19 protein-coding genes are annotated in these 16,491 nt (G+C 71.7%); 8 read left to right on the top strand and 11 right to left on the bottom strand.

Annotated features, from left to right (window positions below; genetic code table 11):
• Nucleotides 1–40: 40 nt before the first annotated feature.
• Nucleotides 41–718: an HAD family hydrolase gene (locus CRP55_RS42475; protein ID WP_097327690.1), complete on the top strand. Its 678-nt coding sequence runs from the start codon at nt 41–43 to the stop codon at nt 716–718.
• Here CRP55_RS42475 and CRP55_RS42470 read toward each other — a convergent pair.
• Nucleotides 715–1,569: an alpha/beta fold hydrolase gene (locus tag CRP55_RS42470; protein WP_097327689.1), complete on the bottom strand. Its 855-nt coding sequence runs from the start codon at nt 1,567–1,569 to the stop codon at nt 715–717. The genes CRP55_RS42475 and CRP55_RS42470 overlap by 4 nt on opposite strands.
• A 23-nt stretch (nt 1,570–1,592) precedes the next feature.
• Here CRP55_RS42470 and CRP55_RS42465 point away from each other — a divergent pair, with 23 nt between their 5' ends.
• Both CRP55_RS42465 and CRP55_RS42460 read left to right on the top strand, forming a co-directional pair.
• Nucleotides 1,593–1,811, top strand: coding sequence for a hypothetical protein (locus CRP55_RS42465; protein WP_143235320.1), 219 nt, complete (start codon nt 1,593–1,595; stop codon nt 1,809–1,811).
• Between the two features lie 4 nt (nt 1,812–1,815).
• Nucleotides 1,816–2,679: an NADP-dependent oxidoreductase gene (locus tag CRP55_RS42460; RefSeq protein ID WP_097327687.1), complete on the top strand. Its 864-nt coding sequence runs from the start codon at nt 1,816–1,818 to the stop codon at nt 2,677–2,679.
• On the opposite strand, the gene CRP55_RS42455 is transcribed toward CRP55_RS42460, so the two are convergent.
• Genes CRP55_RS42455 through CRP55_RS42435 form a run of 5 tightly spaced genes read right to left on the bottom strand, consistent with a single transcriptional unit; the run spans nt 2,674 to nt 6,890 of the window.
• Nucleotides 2,674–3,423, bottom strand: coding sequence for an SDR family NAD(P)-dependent oxidoreductase (locus tag CRP55_RS42455; protein ID WP_097327686.1), 750 nt, complete (start codon nt 3,421–3,423; stop codon nt 2,674–2,676). The genes CRP55_RS42460 and CRP55_RS42455 overlap by 6 nt on opposite strands.
• A gap of 12 nt (nt 3,424–3,435) precedes the next feature.
• A complete protein-coding gene (locus CRP55_RS42450; protein WP_097327685.1) occupies nt 3,436–4,434 on the bottom strand; it encodes a zinc-dependent alcohol dehydrogenase in 999 nt (332 codons plus the stop codon).
• The gene (locus CRP55_RS42445) at nt 4,434–5,285 is read right to left on the bottom strand and encodes a fumarylacetoacetate hydrolase family protein (RefSeq protein ID WP_438865850.1); all 852 of its coding nucleotides are present in this window, start codon (nt 5,283–5,285) and stop codon (nt 4,434–4,436) included. The genes CRP55_RS42450 and CRP55_RS42445 overlap by 1 nt, the downstream gene beginning before the upstream one ends.
• Nucleotides 5,286–5,304: 19 nt before the next feature.
• Nucleotides 5,305–6,129 (bottom strand): SMP-30/gluconolactonase/LRE family protein, encoded by an 825-nt coding sequence (locus CRP55_RS42440; RefSeq protein WP_097327683.1) that lies wholly within the window; start codon nt 6,127–6,129, stop codon nt 5,305–5,307.
• Nucleotides 6,126–6,890: an IclR family transcriptional regulator gene (locus tag CRP55_RS42435; RefSeq protein ID WP_097327682.1), complete on the bottom strand. Its 765-nt coding sequence runs from the start codon at nt 6,888–6,890 to the stop codon at nt 6,126–6,128. Before CRP55_RS42435 ends, CRP55_RS42440 begins: the two co-directional genes overlap by 4 nt.
• A gap of 78 nt (nt 6,891–6,968) precedes the next feature.
• On the opposite strand from CRP55_RS42435, the gene CRP55_RS42430 reads away from it, so the two are divergent.
• Together CRP55_RS42430 and CRP55_RS42425 are read left to right on the top strand one after the other, a co-directional pair.
• Nucleotides 6,969–8,675 (top strand): IlvD/Edd family dehydratase, encoded by a 1,707-nt coding sequence (locus CRP55_RS42430; protein WP_097327681.1) that lies wholly within the window; start codon nt 6,969–6,971, stop codon nt 8,673–8,675.
• Nucleotides 8,662–9,351, top strand: coding sequence for an SDR family NAD(P)-dependent oxidoreductase (locus CRP55_RS42425; RefSeq protein ID WP_281260852.1), 690 nt, complete (start codon nt 8,662–8,664; stop codon nt 9,349–9,351). Before CRP55_RS42430 ends, CRP55_RS42425 begins: the two co-directional genes overlap by 14 nt.
• On the opposite strand, the gene CRP55_RS42420 is transcribed toward CRP55_RS42425, so the two are convergent.
• Entirely contained in the window at nt 9,345–10,013 is a 669-nt protein-coding gene (locus tag CRP55_RS42420) for a TetR/AcrR family transcriptional regulator (RefSeq protein WP_097327679.1), read from the bottom strand. The genes CRP55_RS42425 and CRP55_RS42420 overlap by 7 nt on opposite strands.
• Nucleotides 10,014–10,085: 72 nt before the next feature.
• Between CRP55_RS42420 and CRP55_RS42415 the strand changes: the two genes are divergently transcribed.
• A complete protein-coding gene (locus tag CRP55_RS42415) occupies nt 10,086–11,207 on the top strand; it encodes an FAD-dependent oxidoreductase (RefSeq protein ID WP_097327678.1) in 1,122 nt (373 codons plus the stop codon).
• A 43-nt stretch (nt 11,208–11,250) separates the two neighbouring features.
• Entirely contained in the window at nt 11,251–12,732 is a 1,482-nt protein-coding gene (locus CRP55_RS52510; RefSeq protein ID WP_179855578.1) for a tetratricopeptide repeat protein, read from the top strand.
• Here the strand turns inward: CRP55_RS52510 and CRP55_RS42405 are convergent.
• Nucleotides 12,716–13,036: an ArsR/SmtB family transcription factor gene (locus CRP55_RS42405; protein ID WP_097327677.1), complete on the bottom strand. Its 321-nt coding sequence runs from the start codon at nt 13,034–13,036 to the stop codon at nt 12,716–12,718. The genes CRP55_RS52510 and CRP55_RS42405 overlap by 17 nt on opposite strands.
• Before the next feature lie 161 nt (nt 13,037–13,197).
• On the opposite strand from CRP55_RS42405, the gene CRP55_RS42400 reads away from it, so the two are divergent.
• Nucleotides 13,198–13,569: a hypothetical protein gene (locus tag CRP55_RS42400; RefSeq protein ID WP_097327676.1), complete on the top strand. Its 372-nt coding sequence runs from the start codon at nt 13,198–13,200 to the stop codon at nt 13,567–13,569.
• 4 nt (nt 13,570–13,573) lie between these two features.
• Here CRP55_RS42400 and CRP55_RS42395 read toward each other — a convergent pair whose 3' ends face one another.
• From CRP55_RS42395 to CRP55_RS42385, 3 genes are all read right to left on the bottom strand, one after another.
• Nucleotides 13,574–14,227, bottom strand: coding sequence for a biliverdin-producing heme oxygenase (locus CRP55_RS42395; protein WP_097327675.1), 654 nt, complete (start codon nt 14,225–14,227; stop codon nt 13,574–13,576).
• Nucleotides 14,224–15,204 carry a WxL protein peptidoglycan domain-containing protein gene (locus CRP55_RS42390; RefSeq protein ID WP_097327674.1) on the bottom strand — a complete coding sequence of 327 codons (981 nt, stop codon included), beginning with the start codon at nt 15,202–15,204 and terminating at the stop codon, nt 14,224–14,226. The genes CRP55_RS42395 and CRP55_RS42390 overlap by 4 nt, the downstream gene beginning before the upstream one ends.
• Before the next feature lie 78 nt (nt 15,205–15,282).
• Complete coding sequence (locus tag CRP55_RS42385; protein WP_097327673.1) at nt 15,283–16,422, bottom strand: HtaA domain-containing protein; 1,140 nt, start codon at nt 16,420–16,422, stop codon at nt 15,283–15,285.
• Nucleotides 16,423–16,491 lie beyond the last annotated feature (69 nt).

The raw sequence follows: 16,491 nt of genomic DNA, 5'->3' as shown, positions 1-16,491 counted from the left end.
CTCTCCTGCCGGGTTGAGGTGACACCGTAAGGTCCTTTGCATGCTCCCGGAACCGATCAGCGGCGTCATCTTCGACTTTCACGGCACTCTGGTCGACGGGGGTGACTCCGAACGGTGGATCGCCGACGCTCTGCGCCGTCTGGCCGACAGCGGGAGCACCGAACCGGTGCCGAATGCCGGCCAGATCGAAGCCCTTCGCGGGCATCTCGACGAGATCTGGCACCACGCCCACACGTTCGACCCGGGCAGCGAGCGCGACCTCAGCCCGGCGCTTCACCGGGAGGTGTTCGGCCGGGCGGTCGCCATGTGCCCCGGTGCCGGGCCCGAGCTGACCGCCGCACTGTACGAGGTGATGCCGGATCAGTGGGCCGTCTTCGACGACACGGCCCCGGTTCTGCGGGAGCTCAAGGCACGCGGCGTCCGGACCGTGGTGGTGTCCAACATCGCCGTGGACGTCCGCCCGTGCCTGAAGCGGGCCGGCGTCGGCGATCTGCTCGACGGTTTCGTGTTGTCCTTCGAGGTGGGTCTGGTCAAGCCCGACCCGGCCATCTACGCCCGCGCGCTCGACGTGCTCGGGGTTCCCGGCCACCAGGCGCTGATGGTGGGCGACAGCCCCCGCGACGACGTCGGCGGCGTACCCCTGCGGATCCGGACGTTGATTCTGCCGAAGACCGAGGGACCGGTGCACGGTCTGGGCACTGTCCTGCGGATGGTCTAGAGGGCGGCGAAGATCTCGTCCCAGCGGTCGTAGCTCGCCGTTCCGTGGCCGGCGCCGGGGAAGGTTGTCAGTGTGGCCTCGGGGAGGCGATCGGCGAGCCAGCGGCCGTGTGACGGCGGAACCAGACGGTCGGCCGAGCCGTAGAAGAGGTGGACCGGGACGGTCACCGCGGTCACGTCGATGTCCCACACGCCGCCCCAGCTCACGTTGTCGCGGGCGTAGCCGTCCAGCGAGGGCAGGCCCGCGCGCATGTCGGCCGCCCACAGGCGGCGTTTGGGGGCGTCGAGCCACTTCAGGTCGTCGGACGGCGCGCCGTCGAGGTAGGCGTCGACCAGGGCCTCGTCGTCCACAATGGCCAGGATGTCGCCGTTCTCGGAGGCCAAGCCTCGCCGGAAGCCGGCCAGGGCGGCCGCGGTGTCGCCGGCGTCGGCCTGGGCGAGCAGGTCGCGCTCCTCGTCGCCGGGATCGACCGGGTTGATCAGGCGCCAGGGGCCGATGCCGGCGACCACGGCCACCGCGGTGACCCGGCCGGGTGCGGCCAGTGCGGTGGCCAGGGCGTACGGGCCGCCGCCGGACACGCCCACGGTCGCGAACCGGTCGAGGCCCAGGGCGTCGGCCACGGCGATCGCGTCGCGGCCGACCGAGGCCAGGCCGGGCGGGCTGTCGTCGGCGCCGGCGTATCCGGGACGGTCGAAGGACACGAGCCGGACGCCGTGCCGGACGGCGGCCGCGTCGACCAGGCCGGCCGCGAGCCTGGTGGACGGCGTTCCGTGGTGGAAGAGGACGGGCCGGCCGGCGGGGTCGCCGCCGTCGCGGATGGTGGTGCGGCGGCCGTCCGGGAAAACCATCATGCCGAGAGCGTAGATTGTTGCCTATGTCTCGAGACTTTGTGGTGGTGCTGCGGGGCTACAACCGGGCCGAGGTCGATCAGGTCGTCGCGCTCGCCGAGGAGGCGCTCGCCTCCGGCAACTCGGTGTCGCAGGCGGCGGCGCGGACGGCGATCAGCGAGGCCGGCTTCTCGGTGGCGCTGCGGGGCTACGACCGGGGCGAGGTCGACCAGGAGCTGGCGCGGCTGCTCGAGAAGCTCGGGTGACGTCATGCGTGCCGTGGAGGTCACCGCGCTCGGCGGGCCCGAGGTTCTGAGACTGGTCGAACGGCCCGATCCGGTGCCGGGTGAGGGGCAGGTTCTCGTACGGGTCCTCGCCGCCACCGTCAACCCGGCCGACGTCGCCGCCCGCATCGGGCAGATTCCGGGTGGGCCGGTGCCGCCGCCGTTCCGGATCGGCTGGGACATCGCCGGCGAGGTGGTGACCGGCGACGGCGACCTGCCGGCCGGCATCCGGGTCGCCGGGATGATCCCGTGGCATCTGACCCGGGGCGAGACGGGCGGCTATGCGGAACTGGTCGCCGTGGACGCCGATGCGGTGGTGCCGCTGCCCGACGGGCTCGACCCGGTCGTGGCGGCCACGGTGCCGCTGAACGGGCTGACCGCGCACCGGGCGCTCGACGTCATGGAGCTGACCGGGCCGACCACGATCCTGGTGACCGGCGCCAGCGGCGGCGTCGGTGGCTTCGCGGCGCAGCTGGCGCTGAAGCGGGGCCACATGGTGCTCGCGTGCGCCACCGACGGCGACGAGGAGTGGGTGCGCGGGCTCGGCGTGCACAGCGTGATCCCGCGCGGGGCCGAGCTCGACCGGCCGGTGCCGGCCGTGGTCGACGCGGTTCCGCTGGGCGGCATCAAGGGCGACGTGGTGGTGGCGACCCGCCCGATCCCGGACGACGGCCACACCCTCGTCCTCGTGGAACCCGACCGGGACGCCCTGCGTGACCTGATCGCGGCCGTGGCCGACGGCACGCTCAAGACCCGGGTGGCCGAGACCTTCCCCCTGGAGGCGGCGGCCGAGGCACACCGCCGCCTCGAAAGTGGCGGGGTCAGGGGAAAGCTGGTGCTGACCCTATGACCGAGGCCGGAGCCTGAGGCCCTGCATGCCGCCGTCGACAGCCAGCGCCACGCCGGTGGTCGCCGACGCCAGCGGGCTTGCCAGATAGGCGATCGCGGCCGCGACCTCGCCGACCGACACCAGGCGGCCGCTCGGCTGCCGGGCTTCCAGCGCCGCGCGCTCGGCCGACGGGTCGTCCGCCTTCTCCAGCAGGCGCCCGATCCACGGCGTGTCAGCGGTTCCCGGGTTCACGCAGTTGACCCGGATGCCCTCGGGCAGGTGGTCGGCGGCCATGGCCAGGGTCAGCGACTGCACCGCGCCCTTGGTCGCCGAGTAGAGGGCGCGCTGCGGCAGCCCGGCGGTGGCGGCGATCGAGCACACGTTGACGATCGCGCCGTTCTCGGAGCGCCTCAGGAACGGCAGGGCGGCTCTTGTCGTACGAACCATGCCCTGCACATTCACGTCGAAGACGCGCCTCCACTCCGCGTCGTCGTTGTCCTCGACCGTGCCCTGCGCGCCGATGCCGGCGTTGTTGACGACGATGTCGATCCCGCCGAGCTCGGCCGCCGCCTGCTCCACGGCCGCGCGGACCGAGGCGTCGTCGGTGACGTCGGCCTTCAGGCCCAGCAGGGGCTTGTCGACCGACGGGTTCAGGTCGAGGCAGGCCACCCGCGCGCCCCGGTCGGCCAGCAGCAGCGCGGTGGCCAGGCCGATGCCGGACGCGCCGCCGGTGACGATGGCGGTCAGGCCTTCGAATTCAGACATGCCAGGGGCCTCTCACAGTCGCGGATCCACAAGAACCTTCGGCCCGCCGTCGTAGCGGCGGCCTTCGAACACTTCGACGATCTCCTCGAGGCCCACCGTGGCCGCGACCAGCGGCCGCGGGTCGACGGCCCCCGAGGCGTACGCCTCAATCGCTCCCTCGAGCCCCGCCGACGCGCCCAGAATGCCCACCGCGGTGACGTCCTTGAGCACCAGCGCGCGGGTGTCGATCGTGCTCGGGGTGGACGACAATCCGATGTAGACGATGCGGCGGCCCGGCTCGACCAGTTCCAGGGCAAGGGAAGGCGATGTCGTCGCGTTGGTCGCGTCGATGACACCGTCCCACGGCACGTCCGGGAGCGCCTCCCGCGTCCAGACATCCTCGAAGCCCAACTCGCGTGCCTTCGCAAGACCCGCGGGCAGACCCATCAGGTGGACGGAGACACCCCGGGCCCGGGCGAACAACGCGGCCAGCAACCCGATCGTCCCGGTGCCCAGCACCAGCAACCGGTCCCCGGCCGAGACGTCGGCGGCCAGCACGCTGCGCAGCGCGTTGCCGCCCGGCTCGACCATCGCGCCCGCCTCGGCGCCGACCGAGGACGGCAGCGCGTGCAGGAACCGGGCCGGATAGGCCAGTTGCTGAGCGAGGGCGCCCGGCAGGCCGCGGATTCCCAGCTCCCGCAACGATTCGCAGACCCAGTGCCGCCCGCGCCGGCAGCGCCGGCACTGCCCGCAGCCGATCATCGTGTCGCCGGTGACCCGCTTGCCCAGCCACGAGCGGTCGACGCCGTCGCCGAGCGCGGTGACCACGCCGCACCACTCGTGGCCGGGGCGGATCGGATAGGAGGACTCGCCCGTCTCCAGATAGCTCATGGCCCCGGTGAACAGCTCGACGTCGGTGCCGCAGACGCCGACCCGGTCGACGTCGATGACCACCTGGCCGGGCCCGGCCACCGGCGGCGGCACCTCCTCGACCGTGGCCTTGCCGGGGCCGGTGAAGACGAGCGCTCGCATCAGCGGGGGCCGACCACGTTCTGCCGGGCGGTGCCGAGGCGGGCGATGCCGAGCTCCATCACGTCGCCGGGCTTGAGGTAGACCGGCGGCTTCAGGCCGAGGCCGACGCCGGGCGGGGTGCCGGTGTTGATGAGGTCGCCCGGCTCCAGCACCAGGAACTGCGACAGGTAGTGCACGATGAAGTACGGGTCGAAGATCATCGTCTTGGTGTTGCCGGTCTGCCGGCGGACGCCGCTGACGTCCAGGAACATGTCGAGATCCCGTACGTCCGGAATCTCGTCGGTCGTCGCCAGCCACGGCCCGGCCGGGTTGAAGGTCTCGGCCGACTTGCCCTTCGACCACTGGCCGCCGCGCTCCTGCTGGAACTCGCGCTCCGACACGTCGTTGACGAGCACGTAGCCGGCGATGGCGTCGCGGGCCTGCTCGACCGAGTCCAGATAGGACGTGCGGGAGCCGATGACGATGCCGAGCTCGACCTCCCAGTCCGTCTTGACGGAGTTGCGCGGGATGCGGACGTCGTCGTTCGGCCCGATCAGCGTGTTGGGCGACTTGGTGAACAGGATCGGCTCGCTCGGCACGGCGGCGCCGGTCTCGGCCGCGTGGTCGCTGTAGTTCAGGCCGATGCAGAGGATCTGGTGCGGCCGGGCGATCGGCGCGCCGATCCGGACGTCACCGAAGGGCAGCACGTCACCCGTCGCGACCCGCTCGGCGACCGGCTCGGCCAGGCGCGCGAGACCGCCCGTACCGAAGAAACGCTCGTCGAAGTCGGCGGTCAGGTCGGACACGTCGACGTAGTGACCCTCGTCGACGCGAACGACCGGCTTCTCGGCGCCGGGGGCGCCGATACGCATGAGCAACACGTGTTTCTCCCTAGTGGTGCCAGTACGGCGTGTGCAGGCCGGCTGCGCCGACCCGCGCGGTGAACAGCGGGCCGTCGGCGGCCGTGATGACGAGAACGTCGAGATCGGGCCCGGCGAAGGCGGCGCTGGTCGTCTTCGGCGCGGCGACGGTGACGGTGGCGAGGAGCTCGCCGCGGGGTGTGAAGCAGCGGACCTCGCCCCGCTCGTGGACGGCGATCCACAGGTTGCCGTCGCTGTCGACGCAGAGCCCGTCGGGCAGCCCGTCGGTGACCCGGAACAGCTCGTGGCGGGCCCCGCCCGGATAGTCGCGCTCGTAGACGACGCCGGGGATCGAGTCGATGCTGTAGAGGCGGTCGCCGGCCGGGCTCCAGGCGAGCCCGTTCGACAAAGTGAGGTCGTCGTCGAGCACGGTGATGCCGGCGCCGTCCCAGCGCAGCAGCTGTTCCTGCTCCTGGCGGCCGTCCAGCGCCATGCTGCCGACCACGAAGCGGCCCTGCGGGTCGACCGCGCCGTCGTTGAGGCGGCTGCCCTCGCCGTCGACCAGGCGGGTCAGGCGCTCGCGGCTGCCGTCCGGGCGTACCCAGGTCAGATGGTGCCTCTCGGCGACGAGAAGGTCACCGTCGCGGGCCACGGCGACCGCGCACGCCAGGTCGTTGAACTCCCAGGTCTCGGTGACGCGGACGGCGCCGGTGCGGCGGTCGAGCTTGCCCGCGCAGACCAGGCCGGCCTCGATGTCGACCCAGAGAAGCCGGTTTCGGTCACGGTCCCAGAGGGGTCCCTCTCCCAGGGTGTACGTCTGTGAGCACGCCACCTGGGCCTCGAAGCGGGCGCTCATGCTGGATCCTCCACGATCGCTCGAATGACCGGCACGTCCTCGATGAGCCGTTCCAGCGGCGTCCGGTAGGCCAGCGCGCTCACGCTGACCGCCCCGCTCGGCGCCGACGGCGAGTTCAGGAACACCGGCACCGCCAGGCAGTTCACGCCCGCCTCGTTCTCCTGGTTGTCGACGCCGAAGCCGCGCTCCCGGGTGCGCACCAACTCCTCGTACAGCTGCGGAGCCGAACCGATCGACGTCGGCGTCGGGGTGGTCAGCGGAATGTCGCCGATCCAGTCCCGGACGGCCTGCTCACTGCGGAGAATGCCGGAGAGCAGGAGTTTGCCGACCGCGGTGGTGTGCGCCGGGTTGCGCCCGCCGACGACCGACGAGAGGCGGACCGCGCCGGTGGGCGGGTCGAGTTTCGAGCGGTAGACGACCCAGCGGCCGTCGAGGGTCGCGTAGTGGGCGGTCTCGCCGTAGCGCTCGCTGAGCGCCTGGAGCACGGGCACGACGCGGACGTGGTCGGGCCGGGCCTCGTGGTGGGCGAAGGCGAGCCGCAGGAACTCGTCGCCGAGCACATAACGACCGTGGCCGTCCTGGGCGGCGAAGCCGGCCCGGCGCAGGGAGGCGAGAGCGCGATGCACGGTGGGCTTGGGGCTGGCCATGGCGCGGGCCATCTCGTCGAGGCCGACGCCGTCGGCGTGCCGGGCGAGCTCGGCCAGGACGGCCAGCACGCGGTCGGCGCCGACCAGCCGTGCCTCGTCCTGCGTCTCGGTCATGTTCCGAATATTAGACCGATGTTCCGTCATCGTGAAAGAGGGCTTCTGCATCGGCGCCGAGAGGGTTAGAGTCCGGCCATGCGGAGCGCTGAGTGGTACGGCGGTAACGATCGCAACAGCTACATCCACCGGGCCTGGATGCGCCGAGGGCTGCCGGCGGACGCCTTCGACGGCCGGCCGCACATCGCGATCGCCAACACCGCCTCGGATCTGACACCGTGCAACGCCCACCTCAACGAGGTGGCCGAGTCCGTGAAGAGCGGCATCTATCAGGCCGGCGGCATCGCGCTGAACCTGCCGGTGGTGTCGCTCGGCGAGACGCAGGTGCGGCCCACGGCGATGCTGTGGCGCAACATGGCGGCGATGGCCATCGAGGAGATGCTGCGGGCCAACCCGATCGACGGGGTCGTGCTGCTCGGCGGCTGCGACAAGACGATTCCGTCGCTGCTGATGGCGGCGTCGTCGGTCGACCTGCCGGCCGTTGTCGTGCCGGGCGGGCCGATGCTGACCGGCACCTTCCGGGGCGTGCCGCTGGGGTGCGGCACCGACGTGTGGAAACTGTCGGAGGAAGTGCGGGCGGGGACGCTGAGCGCGGCCGAGTTCACCCGGTCCGAGTCGTCGATGATCCGCAGCCGGGGGCACTGCAACACCATGGGCACGGCGTCGACGATGGGGCTGCTGGCTGAGGTGCTCGGCATGACGCTGCCGGGCATCGCGGGCACGCCGGCGCCGGACAGCCGCCTGCTGGAGATGTCGCACGAGACCGGCGTGCTGATCGTGGAGATGGTGCAGAAGGAGAGGCGGCCGTCGACCGTTCTCTCCCGGGGGTCCTTTCTCAACGCGATCGTGGCGTTGGCGGCGCTCGGCGGGTCGACCAACGCGGTCGTGCATCTGCTGGCCATCGCCGGGCGGCTCGGCATCGAGCTGACGCAGGACGATTTCGACACGGTCGGATCGGAGGTGCCGCTGCTGGTCGATCTGCTGCCGGCCGGGCGGTTCCTGATGGACGACTTCTATCGCGCCGGTGGCCTGCACGCGGTGCTCACCGAGATTCGCGACCTGCTCGACCCCGCGGCGCTGACGGTGACCGGGCGCCCGCTGGCGGAATATCTGGACAGCGCTCTGGTGTACGACCGTGAGGTGATCCGGGCCCGGACCTCGCCGCTGCAGGAGGCCGCGGGCATCGCGGTGCTCTACGGAAACCTGGCCCCGGACGGCGCGGTCATCAAACCGGCCGCGGCCTCGCCGGAACTGCTCCAGCACCGGGGACCGGCGGTCGTCTTCGACTCGGTGGAAGACCTGCACGCCCGCCTGGACGACCCCGGCCTCGAGGTGACCGCCGATTCCGTACTCGTGCTGCGAGGTTGCGGTCCCAAGGGCTATCCGGGCATGCCGGAGGTGGCCAACATGCCGTTGCCGCAGAAGCTGCTCGAGCTCGGGGTGCGCGACATGGTGCGGATCTGCGACGGGCGGATGAGCGGGACGGCATACGGGACGGTGGTGCTGCACGTCGCCCCGGAGGCGGCGGCCGGTGGGCCGCTGTCGCTCGTACGGACCGGGGACGTCATCGTGCTCGACGTGCCGGCCCGGCAGTTGTATGTCGACATCCCGGACGCCGAACTGCTGGCGCGCGCCCCTTCCGCGGCCACCGTCGAGGCTTTCGCCGCCCCTCGCCGCGGATGGGAGAAGTTGTACGTGGACACGGTCGGGCAGGCCAATACCGGGGCCGACCTGGACTTCCTTCTCGGGTCCAGCGGCGATCGGGTCTCACGTGAGTCGCACTGAGCGACGTACCGCTGTCATCACCGGCGGTATGAGCGGTCTCGGCGCGGCCGCCGCCACCCGATTGGCCGCCGACGGCATCGACGTCATCACATGGGATCTTGCTCCGGGCGCGTCGTTCACCGTCGACGTCACCGACGCTTCCGCCGTGAGCGCCGCCGCCACCCAGGTTGGACAAATCGACATTTTGGTGAACTCGGCCGGAATCGTCGGGCCGAATGGGCCGCTGTGGGAGATTCCGCTGGACGGCTTCAGCCGCACCTTCGAGGTGAACGTGATGGGCACGTTCAACACCTGTCAGGCCTTCGTGCCCGGCATGATCGAACGTGGGTGGGGCCGGATCGTCAACCTCGCCAGCATCGCCGGCAAGGACGGCAACCCGTACATGTCGCCCTACTCGGCCTCCAAGGCGGCCGTGATCGCCCTGACCAAGTCGCTGGGCAAGGAGCTCGCCACCACCGGCGTGCTGGCCAACGCGATCGCACCGGCCGTCATCGAGACCCCGATGAACGCCGCCACCTCGCCCGAGGCCCTGGCCCACATCACCAGCCTCATCCCGATGAAACGCACCGGCCAGGCGTCCGAGGTGGCCGAGCTGATCGCCTGGCTCGCCTCGGACCGGGTCTCGTTCTCGACCGGCGCCGTCTACGACATCAGCGGCGGCCGCGCCACCTACTGACCGCGCGCGGCGGCGATGCCGGCCAGGATGAGGTCGATGCCGGCCAGGAACTGGTCGCGGTCGTCGTGGGCCGGCAGTTGGCCGGCGACGGACCGGATGAACGGGAACTCGGCCGCGTCCAGACCCGCCCACTCCGAGGCGATCGCGCCGAGGAACTCGGGCCGGTTCGTGCCCGGCGCCACCGCGCGGGCCAGCGCGGCGTTCTGCCCGGCCACGCCCAGGATGTAGTTGAGCAGCGCCGACGCCCAGGTGAACTGGTCGGCCGCGGGCACGCCGAGCGCCTGGATCTGCCGCCCGAGGCGCTCGAAGATGCGCAGCATGACCGGCTGGACCGGCACGCGGGACAGCTGGGTGCCCGCCCACGGGTGCTCGTCGATCGCGTCGAAGACCCCCCGGGCCAGCGCCCGGATCGCCTCCTCGGGCGCGTGCTCGGCCACCTCGGCCGCGATCGCGCCGGCCAGCACCTGCGCGGTGGCCGCGGAGAGCAGCTCGTCCTTGTTCGCCACGTGCCAGTAGATGGCGCCGGCCCCGGTCCGCAGCCGCGCGGCGAGCGCCCGGAAGGTCAGCCCGCCCTCGCCGGCCTCGTCGAGCATCTCGATCGCCGTGCCGACGATGCGCTCGGCCGAGAGCGCGTCGTCTGTGTTTCGCGTCCTAGTCGCCACTTCCCCATCTTGACATGCCCGGAACGCCGTTCCAAGCTAGTTTGGAACAACGTTCCAGAGAGGGAATCCATCATGATCACGATCATCGGGGCCGGCCTCGGCGGCCTCACGCTCGCCCGCGTCCTGCACGTCAACGGCATCGCCGCCACCGTCTACGAGGCCGACGAGTCCGCCGCCGCCCGCACGCAGGGCGGCCAGCTCGACATCCACGAGCACAACGGCCAACAGGCATTGAAAGACGCTTGCCTGTACGACCAGTTCCGCGCCCTCGTCCACAGCGGCGCCGAGGCCACGCGCGTCCTCGCCCACGACGGCACGGTCCTGCTCGACCAGCCCGACGACGGCACCGGCCACCGCCCCGAGATCCTCCGCGGCGACCTGCGGCGCCTGCTGCTCGACTCCCTGCCCGAGGGCACCGTGCGGTGGGGCCACAAGGTCACCGGCGTCCGCGCGCTCGGCGACGGCCGCCACGAGGTCACGTTCGCCGGCGGCTCCACCGTCACGGCCGAGGTGCTGGTCGGCGCGGACGGTGCCTGGTCCCGCGTACGCCCGCTGCTCTCCGAGGCCAAGCCCGCGTACTACGGCACCTCGTTCGTCGAGACCTACCTGTACGACGCCGACGAGCGCCACCCGGCCGCCGCGAAGGCGGTCGGCGAGGGCGCGTTGCTGGCTCCCGAGCCCGGCCGCGGCATCCAGGCCCACCGTGAGGCGAACGGCGTGCTGCACACGTACGTCTCGCTGGCCCGCCCCCAGGAGTGGTTCGCCGCGATCGACTTCACCGACGCCGCCGCGGCCACCGCCCGCGTGGCCGCCGAGTTCGCCGGCTGGGCGCCGGAGCTCACCGCCCTGATCACCGACGGCGAGACCCCGCCGGTGCTGCGCCCGATCTTCGCCCTGCCCATCGGCCACCGTTGGCCCCGGACTCCCGGCGTGACCCTGCTGGGCGACGCCGCCCACCTGTCCCCGCCCAACGGCGAAGGAGCCAACCTGGCCATGTACGACGGCGCCGAGCTGGCCAAGGCGATCGCCGCCCACCCGGACGACATCGAGGCCGCCTTGACCGAGTACGAGAGCGCCCTGTTCCCCCGCTCCGAGGCCGAGGCCGTCGAGGCGGCCCGCGACTTCGAACTGGTCACCGGCGCCAACACCCCCGGAAGCCTCGTCACCCTGTTCACCGCGCCGCAGCCGTCCTGACCCCGGGGTGGCGCCGGACGCCATCGACGGGCAGCATGGCGTGGTGTTCGAGATCAACGCGCTCCCCCAGGCACGGAAGAAGGCTCAGGATCTGGCCGGGGCGGGAGACCCCGAGGGTGCGCGCGAGCTGCTCGAACGGGCAGTGGAGAGCAACCGCGCGGCCCTGGCCGAGGGCGACCCGGAGCTGCTGGCGGCGATGCGCGACCTGGCCACGCTGCGCTCACAGGCCGGCGACCCGATGTCCGCCCGCCGCCTCCTGGAGGAGGCCCGCGCCGCGGCCCATCGGCTGGCCCCGTCCGATCCCCTCGCCGTCATGCTGGCGTACGACCTGGGCACCGTGGCCGAGGAGCTCGGCAACCGCCACGTGGCCCGAACCAGCTTCGCCGAGGTGACCGCCAACGGCCCAGCGGCCCTCGGCCAGGACCACTGGGTGGTCGAGCACGCCCGCGCCTACCTGGCCGCCGGCACCGAGACGGCAGGCGCGGCCAACGAGGGCGCGCCACCGCTGATCACCATTCCGGACGCACCGCCGGCTACATCCCCGATCCCGGCGCCACCGCAGAAGCCGATCCCACCGCTGCCCGAATCGAACACGCCAGTGCCCACGCCCGCCCCACCGCTCTCCGCGTCCGGCGCGCCCCTTCCGCCCTCGAACACGCCGTTCCCCGCGTCGGGCGCGCCGCTTCCGCCCTCGAACACGGCACTTCCCGGGCCGGCCGCGCCGCTTCCGCCCTCCAAGGCGCCGCTTCTCACCTCTGGCACACCGATCAGCTCGGCCGTCGTGCCAGGGACCTCGAGCCGGAAATCCTGGATCATCGCGGCGGCGGGGATCCTGGTCGGCTCGGTGATCGCGGCGACGGCCGTTCTCGCGCGGCCCGGAGAGCCCGCGGAGCCCGCTGCGGCTCCCGCCGCCTCGGAGGCAGCGGCGCAGGTCCAGACCCCGACGCAGGCGCCGCCGGCCGCCGTGCCGCCGGCCGCGCCCTCGGCCCGGCCGGCAACGCCCTCGACGGCCGCGGCCAGGACCGGGACAACGGCGGCAACCGCTGCGCCGTCGGCCGATCGGCCGCAGACGAGCGCGCCGGTCGCGACACCGCCGGCGAAGCCCGTAGCCCCGATCCCGGCTGCCAAGACGACCACCCGCATCGTGGCACCGGCCGGTGGGAGCAAAGTGCCGTACCCGTTCGACGCGCGCTTCACCGTCTCCGCCGCTGATGTCAAGGCGACCGGCACTGTCGTTGCTGTGCTCGTCTGTGTGAACGGGCGCTGCTATCTCGACGGGAAGGTGGACATCGTCGAGGGAGTCGCCGCCCCGTACACCATCTATCTGGGGTCCACCAAGCCCGAAGGCACCGGCGTCACCTGGAGTCTGCGGCTCGACCGGCTGACCAGCGCGACCTACAACGCGCTGCTCGCCGAGCGGGAAGCGCGCTGGGCCGACGGCTCCTGGGGTGACAAGGGCACCACCATGAGCCGGCTCAACCCCACGCCGGTCAGTGCCGTCTCGGTGATCAAGACAGGAGCTTGAGCAGCTCGTCCCGGTCGGTCAGCACCTCGCGCAGGATGCGCCGCCCCGCGGCCAGCAGGTCGGCCACGGCGGTGGTGCTCAAGGCGTACATCACCAGGCCTTTGTCCCGGAAGGAGACCACCACGCCGGCCCGCCGGAGGACCGCCAGCTGCTGCGACAGGCCGGAGGCCTCGATGTCGATCTCGGTCAGCAGATGGCGCACGGGGCGCGGGCCGTCCTGCAGGAGCTCGAGGACGCGGATGCGGACCGGATGACCGAGGACCCGGAACATCTCCGCCTTCGCCTGATACAGCGGCACCGACACGCGCACTCCATAAAGACCCGAATTGCAAACAACTGCAACTTCTCCGGCGTACGGAATGAGCTTCGCCTCACAGCGCGGAGCGGACCGGACAGCGAGTGCGACGACGTATCGAAAAAGTCGGACACCATCGGGTCAGGCGACGACACTGTGGAGGGTCGGACATGGCGGAGATGGACGTGGCGCTCAAGGACGCGCTGCAGGTCGGCGGGGCGATCGGAGCGGCCGTCGTCGATCACGGCAGCGGTATGGCGCTCGGCACGGCGGGCGGCACCAACGAGCTCGACGTGTCGGTGGCGGCCGCGGTCAACACCGAGGTCCTCCGGGCCAAGCTGCGCACGATGGACATGCTCGGCATCCAGGAGGGTATCGAGGACATCCTGGTCACGTTGGACACGCAATATCACCTGATGCGGCCGGTGACCGGGCGCAACGGGCAGGGCCTGTTCATCTATCTGGTGCTGCGGCGGGACAACGCCAACCTGGCGATGGCCCGCCACAAGCTCCGGATCATCGAGCAGACGCTCGAGGTGTAGGCGGTCAGGCGGCCGGGACGACATCCTCCGGGTATGCGGTGCCGAGCTCGGAGAAGACGGCCGCGTTGAGGCGGAACGCCAGCTGGGCCTCGTCGATCGTGGTGGCGGCCTCCTCGTCGGAGAAGGGCAGCGCGTCGAGCCGCGCCCGGTACGCGATCTTGTACGTGCGGGCGTCCTCGATGCCGTCGAACGAGTAGAACCGCGTGCCGGCGCGGCCCAGCGCGTAGGTCTGGGCCACGGACTTGCCGACGAGCCGGCCGCCGCTCAGATCGCCCAGGTAGCGCACGTAGTGGTGGGCGATGAAATGCGGTGCGCTGTCGTGCGCGAACGACCGTAAACGCTCGACGTAGTGCACGGTTGCTTCGGTCGGCACGATCTCGGTCTCCCAGCCCGGGCCGTACAGGTGGGCCAGGTCGGCTTCGAGCGTCTTCACCCGGAACAGCGCCGGATCGGCGAACGCGCGACCGTGCTCGTTCGCGCACATGGCGACAGCGGCCGCTTCGAGCTCGCGGTAGATGTGGAGGTACTGCGCGGTGAGGGCGGCGAAACCCTCGCGGGGCACCGAACCGGCCATCAGGCGCGAGATGAAGCTGCGGTTCTCGGCCTCACGGTGCTCGACCATGGTGGCGCGGCGAAGACGGGCGGCGAAATCGCTCATGGGGTCACGTCCTTGGCGAGTGGGGTGGGCTTGCGGCGACGGCGGGCGAACCGGAAAGCGACGTAGAGCAGGGCGGCACCGATGACGGCGATCAGTGCCCACGGCCACGCCCACACGTTGGTGGCGCGGGCGACCGCCGGGAGCTTCTCGGCGAAATACACCGGCTGGACGTCGACATTGGCCGCCAGGCGCACGGTCGGCTGGACGCCGGTGATCTTCTCGGTGATGGTGATGGAGCCGCCGGGCAGCAGCTCCGGGATGTCCATGGCGCCGGTCTGGGCGAGCTTCCAGCCGAACGGGCCGGTCACCTTGACCGAGCCGGTGCCGCTCAGCCGCAGGTTCCCGGCGTTGCGCACGAGATAGCGCACGGTCATCGAGCCGCCGTCGGCCGGGTTGGCCGACTGGTGGTACTCCATGCGGACGTTGTCGATGGTCAGCCGCGGCGCGACCGCACCGGCCACGGTCAGGTAGACGCGGGCGGCGACGCGCTGGTCGACCAGCACCTTCTGGCCGTTGGCGCCGATCGTCTCCTGGGCGATGGAGGTGACCACCCCGCCGGCGTGGTCGCCGGGGGTCGCGTTGGCCGGCACGGTGACCGAGAACGGCACGTCGAGCCGGGTGTTGGCGGGAACGGTGTACCTGGTCGCGGCCAGGCCGATCCACGAGCCGACGTCGGTGGGCTTCCGCGCCGCGGCGAGCAGCGCGAACGAGCCGTCCTCGGTCGTGTACGCGTCCGTTCCGTACACCTTGAAGGTCAAGGGTTTGGTCGTCAGGTTGGTGATGCCGACGTAGTCGGTGAGCCGCTCGCCGGGTGTGGCCCGCCGGGTGATGTAGTCGCGGCCGTCCGGGCCCTTCGCGGTGGAGGGCTGCACGGACCAGCGCACGCCCTCTTCCTTCTGGATGACGGGCGCCGCCTGCGCGGGCGCCGGGACCAGCAGTAACAGAAGAACCGCGGCCAGCGCGCCTCGGACGATCATGTTGCTCCTTACGATGTACCAAGCCGGCCGGGGATAATTTCGGTATCCCCGGCCGGTCTCAGGTCCCGCCTCGGCAGATCAGGCGAGCGTCAGGGTGAGCACGGCGCTGTACTCACCGGCCGCGCTGGACTCGGGCACGCCGAGCTCGAGCGCCGCGCCGCAGGTGGAGCTGCCGAGGCTGCTCCCCGTCGCGGCCTTGCAGAGGGTGTGGCTGGTGCCCAGGCCGGAGCCGGGGGCAGCCGGGCTGCCCGGGGTGACCGCGTTCCGCACGCCCGCGGCAGCCTTCAGGCTGCTGCTCGCAACCGCCGCGGTCGGCGTCCAACCGAGATTGTTCGCCGGGATGGCGCCGCCGGCGGCCGACGTGAAGTCGGTGACCTGGCCGACCAGGTCCCAGCCGGCGTTGGTGCCGCGCAGGTCGCTGACCGTGACCGCGTTCAGGTTTCCGGTCGCGGACTGGCCCGGCGTCGCCGCCGAGAGGGCCACCTGCGCGCCGGAGGAGGTCAGCGTCAACGCGCCTCCGGTGACCGCCGCCTTGATCGTCTGCGACGCCGAGTTGCCGCCCTGACCGGGGTCGGTCGGGCCGGTGGGGTCCGTCGGGTCGGTCGCCGAGGCGGAGGCCGACGCCGTGACCGGGTCGAGCGCCGTGCCGGCGGTGTAGAAGCCGGCGAAGGCGCTGGCGCCCGCGGCGGTCAGGGTGGCGCCCAGGTTCGAGAACTTGACGGCACCGCCCTCGACCGACGGGGCCGTGGTCACCAGGGTGGCCACCTCGGCCTGCACCAGGTGCTGGTCCGTGGTGCCGTTGTTGGCCTCGAGGTCCACATCGGCCTTCAGCGAGCCGGTGCCGTCGCCGTCCACCACGACGGTGGGGTTGGAGACGGTGATCTCGAAGAGGTGGGCCGGGTAGGAGAAGACGAGGGTGCCGCCGTACTTCACCTCGGCCGTGCCGGCGGCGGCGTCGTACGTGCCGCTCTTGGCCGCGAAGGCGAACGTCCCGTCGGCGTTGCGGACGGCGCCGTTGCTGACCGCGATCGGCGGGTTGCCGTTGCCGGTGGAGACGTACGCGCGGAACGACGCCTTGAAGCCCCAGTCGAGAGTGCCACCGCCGACGCTGACCGGAGCGGCCAGGGCGGGAGCGGTGGCGGTCAGCGCGGCGGCGGCGCCGACGGTGATCGCACCGACCCAGAGCGCGACCCGCTTCGGGCCGTGGGTTGTGCCCATGAGAGTTCCTTCCATGGTTGGTTGCGCCCGCAGCAGCGAGCTTGGTTAGGGTAGCCTCACCTAAACTCA

The sequence above is a fragment of the Paractinoplanes atraurantiacus genome (genome assembly GCF_900215205.1).
GTDB classification, from domain to species: domain Bacteria; phylum Actinomycetota; class Actinomycetes; order Mycobacteriales; family Micromonosporaceae; genus Actinoplanes; species Actinoplanes atraurantiacus.
This window is presented reverse-complemented; position numbering and strand designations above follow the sequence as displayed.